Below are 16,432 nucleotides of genomic sequence, written 5' to 3' on the forward strand. Positions count from 1 at the left end.
CTTGGTGGGTGTCGGTGCCGAGTGTCGCGCCGAGTGGACGGGGATGCGCAACCCGGCTGAGCGGATCACCCCCGTTCGGGGACGCTGCAATGGCAGGCAGGTGAACAGACAGTGAAGCCGGTCCACCCCGAAGGGCGTCGCTCATAGCATCGCAGAGGCGGCCGGATCCACCGCCCCACAGTCCACCGCAGGGAGGTTCCGCACGATGTCGCAGCGCTCCCGGTTCTCCCTGCTCTGGGCGGCCCTGGGAGTCGTCATCGTCGTCGGTGTCGTGATCACGCTGGCGGTCCGGCCGGCTGTGGCCGCGCATCCGCCGACCTCCTTCAGCATCGCAGCCGACCCCGACCACTGCGGGGCCGGCTGGGGTGCCGGGAGCGGCACGGATGCTCCCGCCGCCACCACCGCGCCGGCACGCGTCGACGGCGGCGTGCAGACCTTCACCGTCACCAACGGCACCGTCGCCGGCATGGAGGTGTACCTCCAGTCAGTGGACTCGAAGAAGGTGTACCTGGACCTCGAGGGCATCGGCGCGGGAGCTCACGTCACGGCGCGCGTCGCGCTCGGCTCCGGCCGGTACCGCTTCGTCTGCCTGCCGGCGGATGTGGACCCCGTGACAGGCCCGCCCGTCTCGGTCGGTGCCGCGCCGCCATCCGTCGCCCTCACGCCGGGCATGGTTCCCGTCACCCGCAACGACCTCATCCCGGTCGCCAAGACGTACGGAACCTGGGTGTCGTCGCGCATCCCGGTGCTGCGCAAGCAGGTCCAGTCGCTCAGCGACGACGTTGCGGAGGGCGACTCAGCAGGTGCGAAGACCGCCTGGTTGGCCGCGCACCTCACCTATGAGACCCTCGGCGCGGCGTACGGCGCGTTCGGCGACCTCGACACCGCCATCAACGGGCCGCCCGCTCCCGGAAGCACCGCGCTGAACGACCCTGAGCTCACCGGGTTCCATCGCGTCGAAGCCCTGCTGTGGTCGGGGGCGCCGGCCACCAGCATCCAGCCTGCCGTCGCCGCCCTGGCCACGGCGGTCGCCGCGTTGGGCGCGGCGTTCTCCGACGCCGAGGTCGACCCCGGCGACATCGGGCTGCGCGCCCACGAGATCGTCGAGAACGCCATCCAGTTCGAGTTGCAGGGGACGACGGATGCGGGGTCCGGCACGAACATCGCGACGATCGGCGCAAACCTGCAGGGTGCATCCGCTGCGCTCGAACCGCTCGAGGGCATCCTCGCGACGCGCTACCCGCAGCTCGACGCGACGAAAGCCGGCATCGCTCGGAGCCAGGCGCTCGTGCAGTCGCTTCGCCGCGCGGACGGGTCCTGGCCGCGCGTCGCGAGCCTGACGCTGGCGCAGCGCGAACGGCTCGACGCCTCGCTGAGCGAGACGGCGGAGTTGCTCGCGCCGGTCGCGGCGATCTGTGACATCCGGAGGGAACCATGACAGGCGACAGGGCGGGCACGGCGAGTCATGACTCGGCAGGCACGGCGAAGCGCGACTCGGCGGATGCCGGCGACACCGGCCGCATCGCCGGCACCGGTCTCGGTCGGCGCGGATTCCTCGGCGCCGTGCTCGGCGCAGGGATCGCCGCACCCGCCACGCTTGCGGCCGCGCCGGCGCTGACAGCGAGCGCAGCATCCGCCGCCTCCCCGCGTACCGCGTACGAATTCCACGGTCGCCACCAGCAGGGGATCACGACGCCGCAACAGAAGGCCGCCGCCTACGTCGCCCTCGACGCCACAGCCGCCGGCCGCGCCGAGCTCATCGACCTGCTTCAGACCCTCACGACGACTGCCCGTTTCCTCACCGCAGGCGGCACGCCCGCCGACCCCGGCCTCACCGCACCGCCCGCCGATTCCGGCATCCTGGGACCGGTCGTCGTATCCGACGGCCTGACCGTGACGCTCTCGGTGGGCGCATCCCTCTTCGATGGCCGCTACGGCCTGGCCTCCGCGAAGCCGGCACGGCTGCGGACGATGGAGGACTTCCCCAACGACGCGCTGCGGCGCGCGGTGTGCGACGGCGACCTGCTTCTGCAGGTGTGCGCCGACGACCGCGACACCGTGACCCACGCCATCCGGGAGCTGACGCGGGCGACGCGCGGCGGGATGCAGGTGCGCTGGCGGCAGGACGGGTTCGTGTCGCCGCCCCGTCCATCCGGAACCCCGCGCAACCTCATGGGGTTCAAGGACGGAACGTCCAACCCGCTCGTCAACGATGCGACGGCGATGAACGACCTCGTCTGGACCCGGGCCGGTGCCGACGAGCCCGCCTGGGTCGCGGGCGGCACGTATCACGTAGTGCGGCTCATCCGTATGCTCGTCGAATTCTGGGACCGCGTGAACCTCCACGAACAGGAGAACATGATCGGCCGTCGGCGGGGCTCGGGCGCTCCGCTGACGGCGTCGAACGAACACGACGACCCGCACTACGAGAACGACCCGACTGGCGATGTGATCCAGATGGATGCGCACATCCGACTCGCGAACCCGCGCACCGACGCCACGGCCAAGCAACGCATGCTCCGCCGGGCATACAACTACGACGCAGGTCTCGACAGCAACGGCAACCTCGACATGGGGCTCATCTTCACTGCGTTCAACCAGGACCTCGAACGACAGTTCGTCGCTGTGCAGAGACGGCTCGTCGACGAGCCGCTCGTCGATTACATCTCGCCGTTCGGCGGCGGGTACTACTTCGCGCTCCCCGGGGTGCGCGACACCTCCGACTGGTTCGGCAGGGGCATGCTCGCCTGAATCGCGACGAGGCGATGCGCAGGCGAGCGCACGGGTTCGGCGCAGACGCGCCGGATATCACAAGAGAAGAAAAGGGTAAACGTGTTCAGACAGTTCAGTCTGCGCCGTGCCGGTCTCGCCGCGGTCGGGGTGACCGCGCTGGTCGGCGCAGGACTACTCGCAATGTCGCCTGCCATGGCGTACCCGGGAGGCCACGACCAGTCGGGCCGCACCGCTACGCCGATCAAGCATCTCGTCGTCATCTTCGACGAGAACATCTCATTCGATCACTACTTCGGCACCTACCCGACCGCGGCCAACACCGACGGGACGCACTTCACCGCTGCCAAGGGAACGCCCAAGGTCAACAACCTCGTCACGTCGGGCGCACTCACCACCAACCCCAACCTGTACCCGCCGAAACGACTCACCCCGGCACAGGCCCTCACCTGCGACCAGAACCACGGCTACTCGGCCGAGCAGCAGGCTGTCGACGCCGGCAAGATGGACCTGTTCGTGCAGAAGACCAGCACCGACACCTGTACGGGACTGTTCGGGGCACCGGGCCTCGCCATGGACTACTACGACGGCAACACCGTCACGGGCCTGTGGAACTACGCACAGAACTACGCGATGAGCGACAACGCCTGGGACACGACCTTCGGGCCCTCCACCCCTGGCGCGCTGAACCTCGTCTCGGGCCAGACCCACGGAGCGACGGCGTACGACCCCAAGACCGGCGCCGTGCTTCCGACGTCGACCGCGGTGAGCTCGCCGAACAAGGCCGGTGTCGGAACGGTGATCGGTGACCCCGACCCCGCGTACGACGACTGCTCCGACAGCGACCACACCGCGACGAGCGCCGTCGTCGGGATGGCCGGCAAGAACGTCGGCGACCTGCTCAACTCGGAGCACGTGACCTGGGGCTGGTTCCAGGGCGGCTTCACACCGAGCACGGCGTGGGACGGCAAGACCGGCGACTACGCGAAGTGCGACACGGTGACGGCGAACGTCGGCGCATCGACGCCGAAGGACTACTCGCCGCACCACTCGCCCTTCCAGTACTACAAGTCGACGTCGAACCCGCACCACCTTCCGCCGTCGTCGTCCGCAGCCATCGGGCACACCGACCAGGCGAACCACCAGTACGACCTGAGCTCGTTCGACACCGCGCTCGCCAAGAACAACCTCCCGGCGGTCTCCTTCCTGAAGGCACCGGAGGCACAGGACGGCCACGCGGCATACAGTGACCCGCTGGATGAGCAGAAGTTCCTGGTCAACGAGATCAACGCGATCCAGAAGTCGAAGTCGTGGTCCAGCACCGCGGTCGTCGTCACCTACGACGACTCCGACGGATGGTACGACCACGTCGCGCCGAAGGTCGCAAACGGTTCGGCGGATGCTGGGGCCGACTCGGCCGTCTGCACAAGCGTTTCGCACGTGGCCGGCGGGTACGCCGACCGTTGCGGCCCGAGCCAGCGACTCCCGCTCCTCGTGATCTCGCCCTACGCGGCGCAGAACCACGTGGACCACGCGCCGATCGAGCAGGCCTCCGTGCTGCGCTTCATCGAGGGCAACTGGGGAACCGGGCGGATCGGTGACGCATCGTTCGACACGCGCGCCGGATCGCTGGGCGGGTTGTTCAACTTCTCCCGGCCGCAGAACCGCGAGGTGCTGCTGTCTCCGACCACCGGAGCGGTGACGGCGGTGGTCCCCACGAAGGGCCACGGCCAGACGCCGCCGAAGCACGGCTGGCCAGCCACGCCGTAACATTCGGACGAACGGCCCCTCACCCGTGCTGGGTGGGGGGCCGGCGCAGATGCGCGGCACCGGCACCGAGAGTCGCCGTTGCGGTCGAGACAGTCCGGTAGAACGGGAACTCTCGGCCGGAACGGGCTATCTCGACGGAAACGTCACCCCTCGAGGTCGTCGCCCTCGCGGCCATCCTCGTCGGCGATGCCCGCCGGAACGGACACCGACGGCGCGACCGACAACCGGTCGCCTTCGGGCGCCAGATCCACGAGAACGGTGTCGCCGTCGTGGATCTCCCCCGCCAGCAGTTCCGTCGCCAGCCGATCGTCGATCTCCTGCTGCATCAGCCGGCGCAGCGGTCGCGCTCCATAGATCGTGTCGTAGCCGCGTCCGGCGAGCCAGCGGCGCGCATCCGGAGTCACCGCGAGCTCCAGCCTGCGATCCTGCAGGCGGCGCGTCAGGCGGTCGATGTTCAGTTCGACGATCTCGCCCAGCTCCTCCTGGGTGAGCGTCGAGAACACCACGATGTCGTCGAGCCGGTTCACGAACTCGGGTTTGAACGACTGCCGCACCATCTGCAGCACGGCCTCATGCTTCTCGGCCTCGGTGAGGGTCGGGTCGACGAGGAACTGGCTGCCCAGGTTCGACGTCAGCACCAGGATCGCGTTGCGGAAATCGACCGTGCGCCCCTGACCGTCGGTGAGCCTGCCGTCGTCGAGCACCTGCAGGAGCACGTCGAAGACCTCCGGATGCGCCTTCTCGACCTCGTCGAGGAGGATCACCGAATAAGGGCGCCGGCGCACGGCCTCCGTCAACTGACCGCCCTGCTCGTAGCCGACATAGCCGGGAGGGGCGCCGACGAGCCGGGAGACGGAGAACTTCTCCCCGTACTCGCTCATGTCGATGCGGACCATCGCCTTCTCGTCGTCGAAGAGGAAGGCGGCGAGCGCCTTCGCCAGCTCGGTCTTGCCGACGCCCGTCGGTCCGAGGAACAGGAATGAACCGGTGGGCCGGTCGGGGTCGGAGATGCCTGCGCGCGTGCGGCGGACCGCATCCGCCACCGCCTTGACCGCCGGCTTCTGCCCGATCAGGCGTTTGCCGAGTTCGGCTTCGAGACGCAGCAGCTTCTCGGTCTCACCCTGGGTCAGCCGGTCGACCGGGATGCCCGTCCAGGCCGCCACGACCGCCGCGATGTCTTCGCTCGTGACCTGCTCGTTGACCATGCGCGGGTGATCCGGATGCTGTTCGGCCTGCTCGGCGACCGCCAGTTCACGTTCGATCGACGGGATCGTCTCGTACTCGATCTTCGACGCTTCCTGGTAGCGCCCGTCGCGCAGTGCGAGGTCACGCTGGGTCTTCGCCTCCTCGAGGTGGGAGCGCAACTCGCCGACCCGGTTGAGGGATGCCTTCTCGAGCCGCCAACGCTCCTGCAGCTCCGCGAGTTCGCTCTCGCTCTCCTTCAGTCGCTCACGCAGCTTGGCCAGGCGCTCCTTGCTCGCGTCGTCCTTCTCCTTCTCGAGGGCGAACTCTTCGAGCTTCATCCGCTCGACCACCCGCTGGAGCGTGTCGATCTCGACGGGCGCCGAGTCGATCTCCATCTTGAGCCGGCTGGCCGCCTCGTCGATCAGGTCGATGGCCTTGTCAGGGAGCTGACGCGCGGTGATGTAGCGGTTGGAGAGGGATGCGGCAGCCACCAGCGCAGAGTCCTCGATCGTCACGCCGTGGTGCGCTTCGTAGCGCCCCTTCAACCCGCGCAGGATGGCGACCGTGTCCTCGACGCTCGGCTCACCGACGTAGACCTGCTGGAACCGGCGCTCGAGGGCCGCGTCCTTCTCGATGAACTCGCGGTACTCGTTCAGCGTGGTCGCGCCGATGAGGCGGAGCTCGCCGCGGGCGAGCATCGGCTTCAGCATGTTGGATGCGGCTACCGACCCTTCGCCGCCACCCGCGCCCATCAGGATGTGCAGCTCGTCGACGAACGTGATGATCTGGCCCTGGGCGTCGTTGATCTCCTTGAGCACGGCCTTGAGGCGCTCTTCGAACTGGCCACGGTACATGGCGCCGGCGACGAGGGCGGACAGGTCGAGCGTGACGAGCTGCTTGCCTTTGAGCGAGTCGGCGACGTCGCCGGCGACGATGCGCTGGGCGAGGCCTTCGACGACCGCCGTCTTGCCGACGCCCGGTTCACCGATGAGCACGGGGTTGTTCTTGGTGCGGCGGGTCAGCACCTGGCTGACGCGCCGGATCTCGGCGTCGCGCCCGATCACGGGGTCGAGCTTGCCGCTTTTGGCGATCTCGGTGAGGTTGATCCCGTACTGCTCGAGTGCGGTCTTCTGCTCGTCGGTCGAGGCAGGGGCGCCCTGCATGTTCGCCATCTGGGTCCTTTCTGCTGCTGTGCCGTGTGGCGGTCAAACTTGAGTCTGTCTGGCTCAACTTTAGCAACGGGCGGAGTATTCCGCCAGCGCCCGCTGAGTGTATCCGCCCAGACGCGCGCCCGGGGCGCCGGGCAGCGAGTCGGCGCTTGCGCAGCAAGGCGGAGCACGTTCATAAAACAGGAGATCGTGTGAGAGGAGTGGCTCCTGGGGCACGGCGGTGAGGCGACCGGGCGCATCCGACCCCATCCGTCACACGGGTTCCTGTTTTGTGAACATCACTGGACCGCGAACGGGGTCACGCCGGAGGCGAGACCCAGCGGTAGATCTGTCCGTCGCGGAGTTCGACCGCTGCGGGCGGCTCGAGCGCGCCGTCGGCCGCCATGTCGGCCAGCACCCGGGTGCGCCCGCGCACCACCGTTCCGTCTGGGCGGACCCAGTGCAGGTAGGGGACCAGCAGCAGTCGGATGCTGTCGCCACTGCCCGCGGCGAGCCCGAGACGAACACGTTCGGCGAGTTGCGCATCCGCTGGGTCCATGCGGTCAGGATGCCGCACCCACCCCGCACGCGCAACCGCCCGCAGGGCGCGCGGCGCAGGCGTACAGCACCCGGGCGCGGCATCGAGTTGACAGTTGTTGTCGGGGTGAATCGCCGTGCGGCGACAACAAGTGCCAAGTCGCGCGACCGCGACGGCCAGGACGGCGGCGCGAGCGGCGAATGCGCGATTAGTTCAGCGGTTGAACTTTCTTCTGGCAAAATAGATGCTGAGACCGAATGACGGTGGGTTTTACAGGCCACCCAATCAGAAGGAGCCCCGCATGACCCTCGCGAGCACCGGAACAGTCATCGAGGTCGAGACCCGCGCGGGACGCGTGCGCGGCGCATGGCGAGGCACGCCTGGTGAGGGCGGCGCCTCGGCGGCCTTCCTCGGCATCCCTTTCGCAGAACCCCCGGTCGGCGACCTGCGCTTCGCAGCTCCGATGCCCAAGCGCCCGTGGGAGGGCACGCTCGACGCGCTCGAGTATGCGCCGACGGCCCAGCGCGGCGACCCCGGGGTGACGCTGATCCCCGAGCCGAGCATCCCCGGCGACTCCACCCTCAACGTCAACGTCTTCACCCCGGCGCCCGGGAAGACCACGGCGCTCCCGGTGCTGGTATACATCCACGGCGGCGGCTATTTCGCCGGCTCGCCTGCGAGCCCCTGGTACGACGGCGCCGCCTTCAACCGCGACGGTGTGGTGACGGTCTCGATCTCGTATCGCCTCGGCTTCGACGGATTCGGCTGGATCGAGGATGCTCCGCTCAACCGCGGAGTGCTCGACTGGATGCTCGCACTCGAGTGGGTGCGCGACAACATCGCGGCGTTCGGCGGAGACCCGGCGCGTGTCACGATCGCGGGCCAGTCCGCCGGCGGCGGGGCGGTTCTCACCCTCCTCGGGATGCCCGCAGCGCAGCCGCTCTTCGAGGCTGTCTACTGCATTTCGGGTGCGGCCGCCGACGTCTCGGTCGACGAGGCGGAAGCGTTCGGCAGGCGACTGGCGGAGGCCGGCGGCGTGACGCCTGACCGTGCCGGGCTCTCCTCGCTCAGCGAAGAGCGCGTGCTCGAACTGCAGAAACAGCTCACGGCGCCCGCCGAAGGCGGCAACCCGCTCGACGGACTCCGTCAGTTCGTCGACGGAGGGCTCACGCTCGGTCCCGTCATCGACGGCGACCTGGTTCCGCTGAAGACGGTGGATGCGATCCGGTCCGGAATCGGGGCGGACAAGCCCCTTGTCCTCGGCGCGACCGACGACGAGTTCTCGATGATCCTCAGCGAGGCGAAGGACAAACTCCGCTGGATCCCGTCCCGCTACCTGCTCGGCAAGGTGGGGCTCACCGGCAAGGCCCGCTCGGCTTACGTCGCGGCGAACCGCACGGTCGCGAAGAAAGGGACGGCCGCGATCGTCGGCCGCTACCTCACCGACCGGATGTTCCGCACCCTCGCGCTGCGAATCATCCACGCCCGAGGCGAAGCCCCCACCTGGCTCTACCGGTTCTCCTGGACATCGCCGACGTTCGGCATGGCCGTGCACTGCATCGACGTGCCGTTCTTCTTCGACTGCCTCGCGGCCGACAAGGTCGACGCCATCGCCGGCGACCACCCGCCGCAGTCCCTCGCCGACGCCGTGCATGCGGGAGCCGTGAACTTCATCACGACCGGCGACCCGGGCTGGCCGAGGTACACGGCCGCCTCTGGCGAGACCCGCGTCTACGACGACCCGTCGACTGTGATCCGCGACGGCTATGCCGAGGTCGCCTCGCTCCTCCCGAGCTGACCCCGTCCCACCCAATCGCGCACGCGGATCCATTTGCCGAAGAACGACGTTCCGGGTCGAAGGCGACGTCGTTCTTTGGCGAACGGATGGGCGCAGCGGAGGCGGGAGCGCGCTACTTCGCGGCCGAACGGCTCGCCGACTCGATGATGCGCTCGACCCCGAAGCGGAAGATGTCCTGGTCCTGCAGGGCCTGGATCTCGCTCGCGACCGCTGCGATGTGGGGCTGCCTCGACGGGTCGACCAGGAGCGGGCCCTCGAGCCAGGGGCTCGGCTGGGAGAGCGGGTCGGCGTGGTCGCTGCGGCCGCGCGCGATCCCGGCCGCCTCCGACAGCACGTAGGAGGCGTAGAACGCGTAGTGCTGCACGAGCTCGTCCCCGGCCAGGCCGGCCTCGGAGAAGGCCGACAGGATGCACTCGATCGTGTCGGTCTCGGCCGGTCCGTTGGTCGTGAGCACCGTGGCCTCGATGGCGATCGACGGAAAGGCGACGAATTCCACGAGCGTCCCCGTCGCGAGGTCGAGGAGCCGCGTGCGCCAGTCTGCCGAGAAGTCGACCCGCGCGATGACGCGGGCCAGCACCTCGTCGAGGAGGGCCTCCATCAGCGCCTGCTTGCTCGGGAAATAGCGGTAGACGGCCGTCGGGTTGGCCCCGAGCAGCCCTCCGATGTTGCGCACGGACACGCTCGCCGTGTCGGCACGGGCGCCCAGTTCCAGGCCGGCCCGAATGACCGCGTCCCGGCTCAGCCGAGCACGCGTCGCTGCTCCCGGTACTCGCGCTTCCGTCATTGTTTCCTCGCGTTCAGCCTGATCGGCGGCCCGCTTGCCGGTCCACTCGATCCGCGACCACTCTAAGCGAGGATACGGTGTTGTCAACACTGTTGACAGCACGTACGACACGCGGATAGCATCCTCAACAATTCCGATTCGACGACGAACGAACGAGGTGCTCACGTGACAGAAGCCGACACGGTCCTGACGGGCGGTGCGATTTTCACCGGCTCCGGCCATCCACTCGACGGCTTTGCCGTCATCATCCGCGACGGCCGCATCCTGGACGTCGTGCCCGAGCAGCAGGCGCACGCGCACACCGGCGCATCCACCAGGGTCGTCGACCTGGACGGCGCGCTCGTCGCGCCCGGCTTCCAGGATGCGCACGTCCACCCGGTCGGCGCTGGCATCGAGCTCCTCCAGTGCAACCTCACCGAAGCGGAGGATGCGGACGACGCGCTCCGCAGGATCGGCGAATACGCGACGGCGAACCCCGACGGCTGGATCCTCGGCGGCGGCTGGTCGATGGACCACTTCGCGGGAGGCGCCCCGACCCGCACCGCCCTCGACGCAGTGGTCGGCGACCGCCCCGTCTTCCTGAGCAGCCGCGACCACCACAGCATCTGGGCGAGCACGAGCGCCATCCGCCTGGCCGGTGTCGACGAGACCACTCCAGACCCGGTCGACGGTCGCATCGAGCGCGAGTCCGGCGGCTTCCCCGCGGGGACCTTCCACGAAGGCGCGGCCGACCTCTTCGCTGCCGTGCGGCCCGTGAACGACGACGACCTCAGCTACGCCGGCCTCCTCAAGGCTCAGGACGAGCTCCTGAAGCTCGGCATCACCGGCTGGCAGGATGCGATGATCGGCTCTGCGGCGGGCCTCAGCGAGAACCTCGGCGCCTACCTCCGCGCGGTCGACGAGGGCACGCTCGTCGCCCATGTCGTCGGTGCCCAGTGGTGGTCGCGCTCCGAGGGCGCCGAGCAGGTCGCGACGATGATCGCGCGCCGGGACGAGGTCGCCGCTCTCCGCTCCGACCGGTTCCAGATCGGCACCGTGAAGATCATGGTCGACGGGGTCGCGGAGAACCACACGGCAGCCATGAAGGCGCCGTACCGGGATGCGCACGGTCACGACACGGACAACGCCGGCCTCTCCTTCATCGACCCCGGCCTTCTCCGCGGTTATGTGACGGCACTCGACCGCGAGGGCTTCCAGGTGCATTTCCACGCGCTCGGCGACCGCGCCGTTCAGGAGGCACTGGATGCGGTCGAAGCGGCACGCGAGGCGAACGGGCCGTCCGACGGGCGCCACCACCTCGCGCACCTGCAGGTCGTCAGCGAGGACGACGCCGCCCGCTTCGCCACCCTCGACGCGACAGCCAATCTCCAGGCGCTCTGGGCCTGCCACGAACCGCAGCTCGACACTCTGACACTGCCCTTCCTCCAGGAGGGCGCCGTGAACCGCCAGTACCCGTTCGGCGATCTCGCGCGCAACGGAGCGCGGCTCGCCGCGGGAAGCGACTGGCCGGTCTCAAGCGCCAACCCGGTCGAGGCCATCCACATCGCCGTCAACCGGGTCTCCCCCGGCAGCGGCGACGAGCCGCTCGGCGGCGCGCACCAGCGCATCAACCTCTCCACCGCGTTCGCCGCCTACACCTCGGGTTCGGCGTACGTGAACCACCGCGACCACGACACCGGCCGGATCGCAGCCGGCTACCTCGCGAATCTGGTCGTCCTCGACCCGAACCCGTTCGCGGTGCCGGCGGAGGACATCCACCGATCCGAAGTCGTCTCGACCTGGGTAGAGGGCGAACCCGTCTACACGCGCGCGGACTGAAACATCCCCCTCCCTTCCCCCACAGCAAGGAGCGCACCATGACCTCATCCCACCCGAACCGGCACCGCCGGCGCGCAGCGGCCGTCGCCGGCGCCCTCAGCGCGGGCCTCTTGCTCGCCGCCTGCTCACCGCAGACCGCGCAGCAGACCAGCTCCGAGCATCCCGCCTACAAACTGACCACGCAGACGGCCGCGCCGAAGGGCGACATCGACTCGTTCACCTGGGCCGTCTACGCCGAACCGTACTCGCTCGACTACACGCACGCGTTCGACTACCCGGACAACCAGGTGCTGGCGAACGTCTGCGAGTCGCTGCTGCGGCTGAACCCGGACTGGACCCTGTCACCCGGGCTCGCGAAGTCGTTCAGCCACCCGTCGCCGACGACCTGGGTGTACGAGCTGCGGGACGGCGTGACCTTCCACGACGGCACCCCGATGACGGCCGCGGATGCGGTCGCCTCGATGAACCGCCACCTCGACCCGGCCGTCGGCTCGTCCTGGTATTCGGTGTACCAGAACGTCTCGTCGATCAAGGAGACCGGGCCGATGGAGGTCACGGTGACCACGTCGAAGCCGGATTCGCAATTCAACCTGGCGATGGGCGGCTCCGCGGGCGTCGTCGAATCGGCGGCGACACTGAAGGCGAAGGGTGTCGACTACGGCAACTCGACCGGTGGAGTCAACTGCACCGGCCCGTTCGAGTTCACCTCGTGGAAGTCGGGAGAGTCGATCACGCTCACCCGCTACGCGAACTACTGGGACTCGAAGCTCACGGCGAAGGCGGGCAAGGTCACGTTCCTGTTCATGAACGACTCGACCGCGCGCACCAACGCCCTGAAGTCGGGCCAGGTCGACGGCAGCTGGATGATCCCGATGGATGCGGTCGACCAGCTCAAGAGCACCAGTACGGGTTCCGGCGGCCTCTACTTCGGCCTCAACACTGCCGTCAACAGTCTCATCGTCGGCAACCTCAAGGGGCCGCTCGGCGACGTCAACGTGCGCAAGGCCCTTCTGATGGCGCTCGACCGCCAGGGCATCGTGAACGCAGCGGTCAAGGGCTACGGCACCGTCACGAACGCGCTCACGACCCGCTCGGTGTGGGCGGGTGCCAGCAAGGATGCGCTCGCGAAAGCGTTCGACGGACTCCAGAAGTATCCGTACGACGTGAAGGCGGCCAAGGCACTCGTCGAGAAGGCCGGCGCGGCAGGCAAGCAGATCGTCATCAGGACGTCGCCGGTCGGCTCCGACTTCAGTGTGGTCGCCCAGGCGACTGCGGCGGCCGCTGAGTCGATCGGGCTCAAAGCAAAGATCGACACGGTGACGCCGAACGCGTACACGACCCTCTTCACCGACCCGAACGCGCGAGCCGGCGCCGACCTCTGGTACACGTCGTGGTACCTCTCGTCTCCCGACCCGCTGGAGATGTACTCCGTGCTCCGCACCGGCGACTACAGCAACTACGGCAACTGGTCCGACCCGACCTTCGACAAGACCGTGAACGAAGCGGCGGCGATCGACGACCCGGCGGCGCGTTCCGAGCAGTCTGCCGAAGCGCAGCGCATCGCCAACGACCAGCTGCCCTGGCTGCCGCTGTTCGAAGCGCCGATGTCGGTCTACCTCGGAAAGCACATCACCGGCGTCCAGCCGTCGGTCGCCTTCCTCTACTACCCGTGGGCGGCCACCATTGGCGCTCGGTGAAGCCGGCGTCGGCCGGTCGGTGCGCGATAGGGCGCGCGCCGGCCGGTCGGCGCTCCGGGGGGCGCGGCGGCGCGGCGGCGGTTCGATGACCGTCGCCCGCCGGGTGCTCGGCAAACTCGGCTCCCTGCTGCTCACCCTGTTCCTCGCATCCCTGCTGGTCTTCTTCTCGCGGTTCCTGGTGCCAGGGAATCCGATCGACTTCCTGCTCCGCGGCCGCCATCCGAACCCGCAGGCGATCGCCGACCTGACGAAGCAGTACGGACTCGATCTCCCGCCCTGGCAGCAGTACGTCACTTGGGTCACAGGGATCCTGCACGGCGACTTCGGGCGCTCCCTCCAATACCGCCAGGATGTCTCCACGGTCATCGGCGAGCGCATCCCGGTGACCTTCGGCCTGGTGATCATGGCCGGCCTCATGATCACGATCGTCGGGCTCGCCGCCGGAATCGTCGCCGCGCTCTACAAGGGGCGGATGCTCGACCGCGCCATCCTGGTCGGGCTCACCGTGCTCGCCGCGATCCCGTCGTTCGTCGGGTCGATCGTGCTCATCTCGATCTTCGCGGTCCAGCTCGGCTGGTTCCCGTCGTTCGGCTCCGGCGACGGATTCTTCGACACGATCTACCACCTGATCCTGCCGTCGATCGCGCTGGCCATCGTCTTCATCGTGCTCATCGGCAAGGTGACCAGGACCTCTATGGTCGACCAGCTCGGCCGGGAGCACGTCGAGGTCGCGACCAGCCGCGGGCTCACCCGGGCCACGGTCATCCGCCGGCACGTGCTGCGCAACGCGATCGGACCCATCCTGACGGTGAGCGGCGTGCTCGTCGCGGGCCTGCTCGTCGCCAGCACGATCGTCGAGTCGGCGTTCGGACTGGCCGGGATCGGCTCGCTGCTCGTGCAGTCCGTCGACCGGCTCGACTTTCCGGTGGTGCAGGCGATCGTCCTCCTCGTCGTCACCGCCTTCGTCGTCGTCAACGCGATCGTCGACATCCTCGAACCCGTGGTCGACCCCCGATCAGCAGCTGGAGCCGGTGCCCGATGACAACACCCACCATGGCCGTGAAGGTGCTCCGCGCATCCCGTGCCCACCGACCGGCACTCAGCTGGACCATCAGCCTCTCGATCATCGCGATCATGACCCTTGCCGCGGTATTCGCCCCGCTGATCGCACCCTACGACCCCGACCACATCGATTTCGCCGCCATCTACGCGTCGCCGAGTCCCGCTCACTGGCTCGGCGCGGATGCCCTCGGCCGCGACACCCTGAGTCGCCTGATCTTCGGCGCACGCACGGCACTTCTCGGACCGCTCATCGTCGTGATCGCCTCGACGTTCGCGGGCATCCTGCTCGGCCTGCTGGCCGCCTGGCGCGGCGGCTGGATCGACGCCGTGCTCGGAAGGGTGTTCGACGTGCTGTTCGCCTTCCCGTCGCTGCTGATCGCGATCATGGCCGTCGCCCTCTTCGGCAAAGGCCTGGTCGCGCCCGTGATCGCGATGAGCATCGCGTACGCGCCGTTCGTCGCCCGGCTCACCCGGTCGCTCGTGCTCGCCGAACGCAACCGTCCCTACGTGTCCGCCTATCGGGTGCAAGGCTTCTCGGGCGGATGGATCGCCCTCCGCCGCGTGCTGCCCAACGTCTCCCCGATCGTCGGGGCGCAGTCGACCTTGAACTTCGGCTACGTGCTTGCCGAGCTCGCGGGCCTGTCCTTCCTCGGCCTCGGCGTGCAGGCGCCGACCGCCGACTGGGGCGCCATGATCAACGAGGCGCAGGCCGGGATCGTCGGAGGACATTTCCTGCCCGCGATCGTGCCCGCCATCGCGGTCGTGATCGTCGTCGTCGCCGTCAACATCGTCGGCGAAGATCTCTCAGACCGCATCGGAGGCGGATCAGCCGCATGACGCTCCTCGACATCTCACACTTCACGCTCGGTCTCCCGACGGGGGCGCGGCTGCTGCACGACGTTTCCCTCCGGGTCGGCGACGGCGAGACCGTCGGTCTGGTCGGCGAATCCGGTTCGGGCAAGTCGCTCACGGCACGCGCGGTGCTGGGGCTCCTGCCTGACGGCGCGACGACCGAGGGGTCGGTGCGGCTCGAAGGCACCGAGGTGCTCGGTGCGTCGCGGCGTACGCTGCTGCAGCTGCGGCGGTCTCGGGCGGCGATGATCTTCCAGGATCCCCGCGCAGGCATCAACCCGATGCGCACACTCGGCGACCATCTCACGGAGGGGCTGCGTCTCGGCGAGGGGTGGTCAGCATCCGCCGCCCGTGAGCGTGCGATCGACCTGCTTCACGCGGTGCGCCTGCCGCGACCGGAAGAGCACCTGCGCCAATATCCGCACGAATTCTCGGGCGGGATGCTGCAGCGGGTGATGATCGCGGGCGCGCTGGCGGGATCGCCGCAGCTTCTCGTCTGCGATGAGCCCACGACTGCGCTGGATGTGACCACCCAGGCGGAGATCATCTCGGTTCTCACCGAACAGCGCGCGGCGCGCGGCATGGGGATGCTCTTCATCACCCACGACCTCAACCTGGCCGCGTCGATCTGCGACCGCGTCTACGTGATGAACGCGGGGCGCATCGTGGAGGACGGGGATGCGCGACAGGTGTTCCTGCATCCGCGCGCGGAATACACGCGGCGGCTGGTTGCGGCGACGCCGACGCTCGCGGGCGATGCTCCGGTGCTGGATGCGGGCGTGATGGCGGCGGATCCTGTGCAGGCGGGCACGGCGTCGGCGACCGTGGCGGATGCTCGGGCGGGCGCTGCTCCGATGCTCGACGTGCGCGCACTGTCGAAGACATACAACCCGCGCGGCAAGGAACCCGTCCACGCGGTGATCGACACGTCGATCACCGTTCCGGCAGGCGAAGCGCTCGGCGTCGTGGGCGAATCAGGGTCGGGAAAGTCGACGCTGGCCCGCATGATCGTCGGCCTCGAGCATCCCGATGCCGGTGACATCCGCGTGG

11 protein-coding genes and 1 pseudogene are annotated in these 16,432 nt (G+C 68.7%); 9 read left to right on the forward strand and 3 right to left on the reverse strand.

All coding sequences use genetic code 11. The features are described from left to right. Window positions 1-205 precede the first annotated feature (205 nt). The 3 genes from AAYO93_RS16830 (at window position 206) to AAYO93_RS16840 (ending at window position 4,500) form a co-directional block, all read left to right on the forward strand. A complete protein-coding gene (locus tag AAYO93_RS16830; protein ID WP_345762326.1) occupies window positions 206-1,438 on the forward strand; it encodes an EfeM/EfeO family lipoprotein in 1,233 nt (410 codons plus the stop codon). After that, on the forward strand, window positions 1,435-2,751 hold the full coding sequence (efeB, locus tag AAYO93_RS16835; RefSeq protein WP_345762327.1) for an iron uptake transporter deferrochelatase/peroxidase subunit: 1,317 nt from the start codon (window positions 1,435-1,437) through the stop codon (window positions 2,749-2,751). The genes AAYO93_RS16830 and efeB overlap by 4 nt, the downstream gene beginning before the upstream one ends. Window positions 2,752-2,832: 81 nt before the next feature. Continuing rightward, window positions 2,833-4,500: a phospholipase C gene (locus AAYO93_RS16840; RefSeq protein WP_434056651.1), complete on the forward strand. Its 1,668-nt coding sequence runs from the start codon at window positions 2,833-2,835 to the stop codon at window positions 4,498-4,500. Between the two features lie 143 nt (window positions 4,501-4,643). Here AAYO93_RS16840 and AAYO93_RS16845 read toward each other — a convergent pair whose 3' ends face one another. Then, window positions 4,644-6,857, reverse strand: a complete 2,214-nt coding sequence (locus AAYO93_RS16845; protein WP_345762328.1) for an ATP-dependent Clp protease ATP-binding subunit — start codon at window positions 6,855-6,857, stop codon at window positions 4,644-4,646. Window positions 6,858-7,152: 295 nt separating this feature from the next. Next, the gene (locus AAYO93_RS16850) at window positions 7,153-7,392 is read right to left on the reverse strand and encodes a hypothetical protein (RefSeq protein ID WP_345762329.1); all 240 of its coding nucleotides are present in this window, start codon (window positions 7,390-7,392) and stop codon (window positions 7,153-7,155) included. 280 nt (window positions 7,393-7,672) lie between these two features. Here AAYO93_RS16850 and AAYO93_RS16855 point away from each other — a divergent pair, with 280 nt between their 5' ends. Continuing rightward, the gene (locus AAYO93_RS16855) at window positions 7,673-9,169 is read left to right on the forward strand and encodes a carboxylesterase/lipase family protein (protein ID WP_345762330.1); all 1,497 of its coding nucleotides are present in this window, start codon (window positions 7,673-7,675) and stop codon (window positions 9,167-9,169) included. A gap of 112 nt (window positions 9,170-9,281) precedes the next feature. Here the strand turns inward: AAYO93_RS16855 and AAYO93_RS16860 are convergent, their stop codons facing one another. Beyond that, window positions 9,282-9,953 (reverse strand): TetR/AcrR family transcriptional regulator, encoded by a 672-nt coding sequence (locus AAYO93_RS16860; protein ID WP_345762331.1) that lies wholly within the window; start codon window positions 9,951-9,953, stop codon window positions 9,282-9,284. Window positions 9,954-10,118: 165 nt separating this feature from the next. On the opposite strand from AAYO93_RS16860, the gene AAYO93_RS16865 reads away from it, so the two are divergent. The 5 genes and pseudogenes from AAYO93_RS16865 to AAYO93_RS16885 all read left to right on the forward strand — a co-directional run. Continuing rightward, window positions 10,119-11,771 carry an amidohydrolase gene (locus AAYO93_RS16865; RefSeq protein WP_345762332.1) on the forward strand — a complete coding sequence of 551 codons (1,653 nt, stop codon included), beginning with the start codon at window positions 10,119-10,121 and terminating at the stop codon, window positions 11,769-11,771. Between the two features lie 38 nt (window positions 11,772-11,809). Further along, window positions 11,810-13,468 carry an ABC transporter substrate-binding protein gene (locus tag AAYO93_RS16870; protein WP_345762333.1) on the forward strand — a complete coding sequence of 553 codons (1,659 nt, stop codon included), beginning with the start codon at window positions 11,810-11,812 and terminating at the stop codon, window positions 13,466-13,468. Window positions 13,469-13,553: 85 nt separating this feature from the next. Beyond that, on the forward strand, window positions 13,554-14,510 hold the full coding sequence (locus tag AAYO93_RS16875) for an ABC transporter permease (RefSeq protein WP_345762334.1): 957 nt from the start codon (window positions 13,554-13,556) through the stop codon (window positions 14,508-14,510). After that, window positions 14,507-15,367: an ABC transporter permease gene (locus AAYO93_RS16880; protein WP_345762335.1), complete on the forward strand. Its 861-nt coding sequence runs from the start codon at window positions 14,507-14,509 to the stop codon at window positions 15,365-15,367. The genes AAYO93_RS16875 and AAYO93_RS16880 overlap by 4 nt, the downstream gene beginning before the upstream one ends. Further along, window positions 15,364-16,392 (forward strand): annotated as a pseudogene (locus AAYO93_RS16885) (ATP-binding cassette domain-containing protein); the annotation flags it as partial. The gene AAYO93_RS16880 and the pseudogene AAYO93_RS16885, both read left to right, overlap by 4 nt. Window positions 16,393-16,432: the final 40 nt, after the last annotated feature.

The organism is Diaminobutyricibacter sp. McL0608 (genome assembly GCF_039613825.1).
In the GTDB taxonomy this organism is placed as follows: Bacteria; Actinomycetota; Actinomycetes; order Actinomycetales; family Microbacteriaceae; genus Diaminobutyricibacter.

Bases quoted from the DNA above. Each gene is read 5' to 3' on its own strand.
- efeB (WP_345762327.1), top strand. From the start codon at position 1,435: ATGACAGGCGACAGGGCGGGCACGGCGAGTCATGACTCGGCAGGCACG.
- AAYO93_RS16860 (WP_345762331.1), bottom strand. From the start codon at position 9,953: ATGACGGAAGCGCGAGTACCGGGAGCAGCGACGCGTGCTCGGCTGAGC.
- AAYO93_RS16880 (WP_345762335.1), top strand. From the start codon at position 14,507: ATGACAACACCCACCATGGCCGTGAAGGTGCTCCGCGCATCCCGTGCC.
- AAYO93_RS16830 (WP_345762326.1), top strand. From the start codon at position 206: ATGTCGCAGCGCTCCCGGTTCTCCCTGCTCTGGGCGGCCCTGGGAGTC.
- AAYO93_RS16875 (WP_345762334.1), top strand. From the start codon at position 13,554: ATGACCGTCGCCCGCCGGGTGCTCGGCAAACTCGGCTCCCTGCTGCTC.
- AAYO93_RS16850 (WP_345762329.1), bottom strand. From the start codon at position 7,392: ATGGACCCAGCGGATGCGCAACTCGCCGAACGTGTTCGTCTCGGGCTC.
- AAYO93_RS16870 (WP_345762333.1), top strand. From the start codon at position 11,810: ATGACCTCATCCCACCCGAACCGGCACCGCCGGCGCGCAGCGGCCGTC.
- AAYO93_RS16855 (WP_345762330.1), top strand. From the start codon at position 7,673: ATGACCCTCGCGAGCACCGGAACAGTCATCGAGGTCGAGACCCGCGCG.
- AAYO93_RS16845 (WP_345762328.1), bottom strand. From the start codon at position 6,857: ATGGCGAACATGCAGGGCGCCCCTGCCTCGACCGACGAGCAGAAGACC.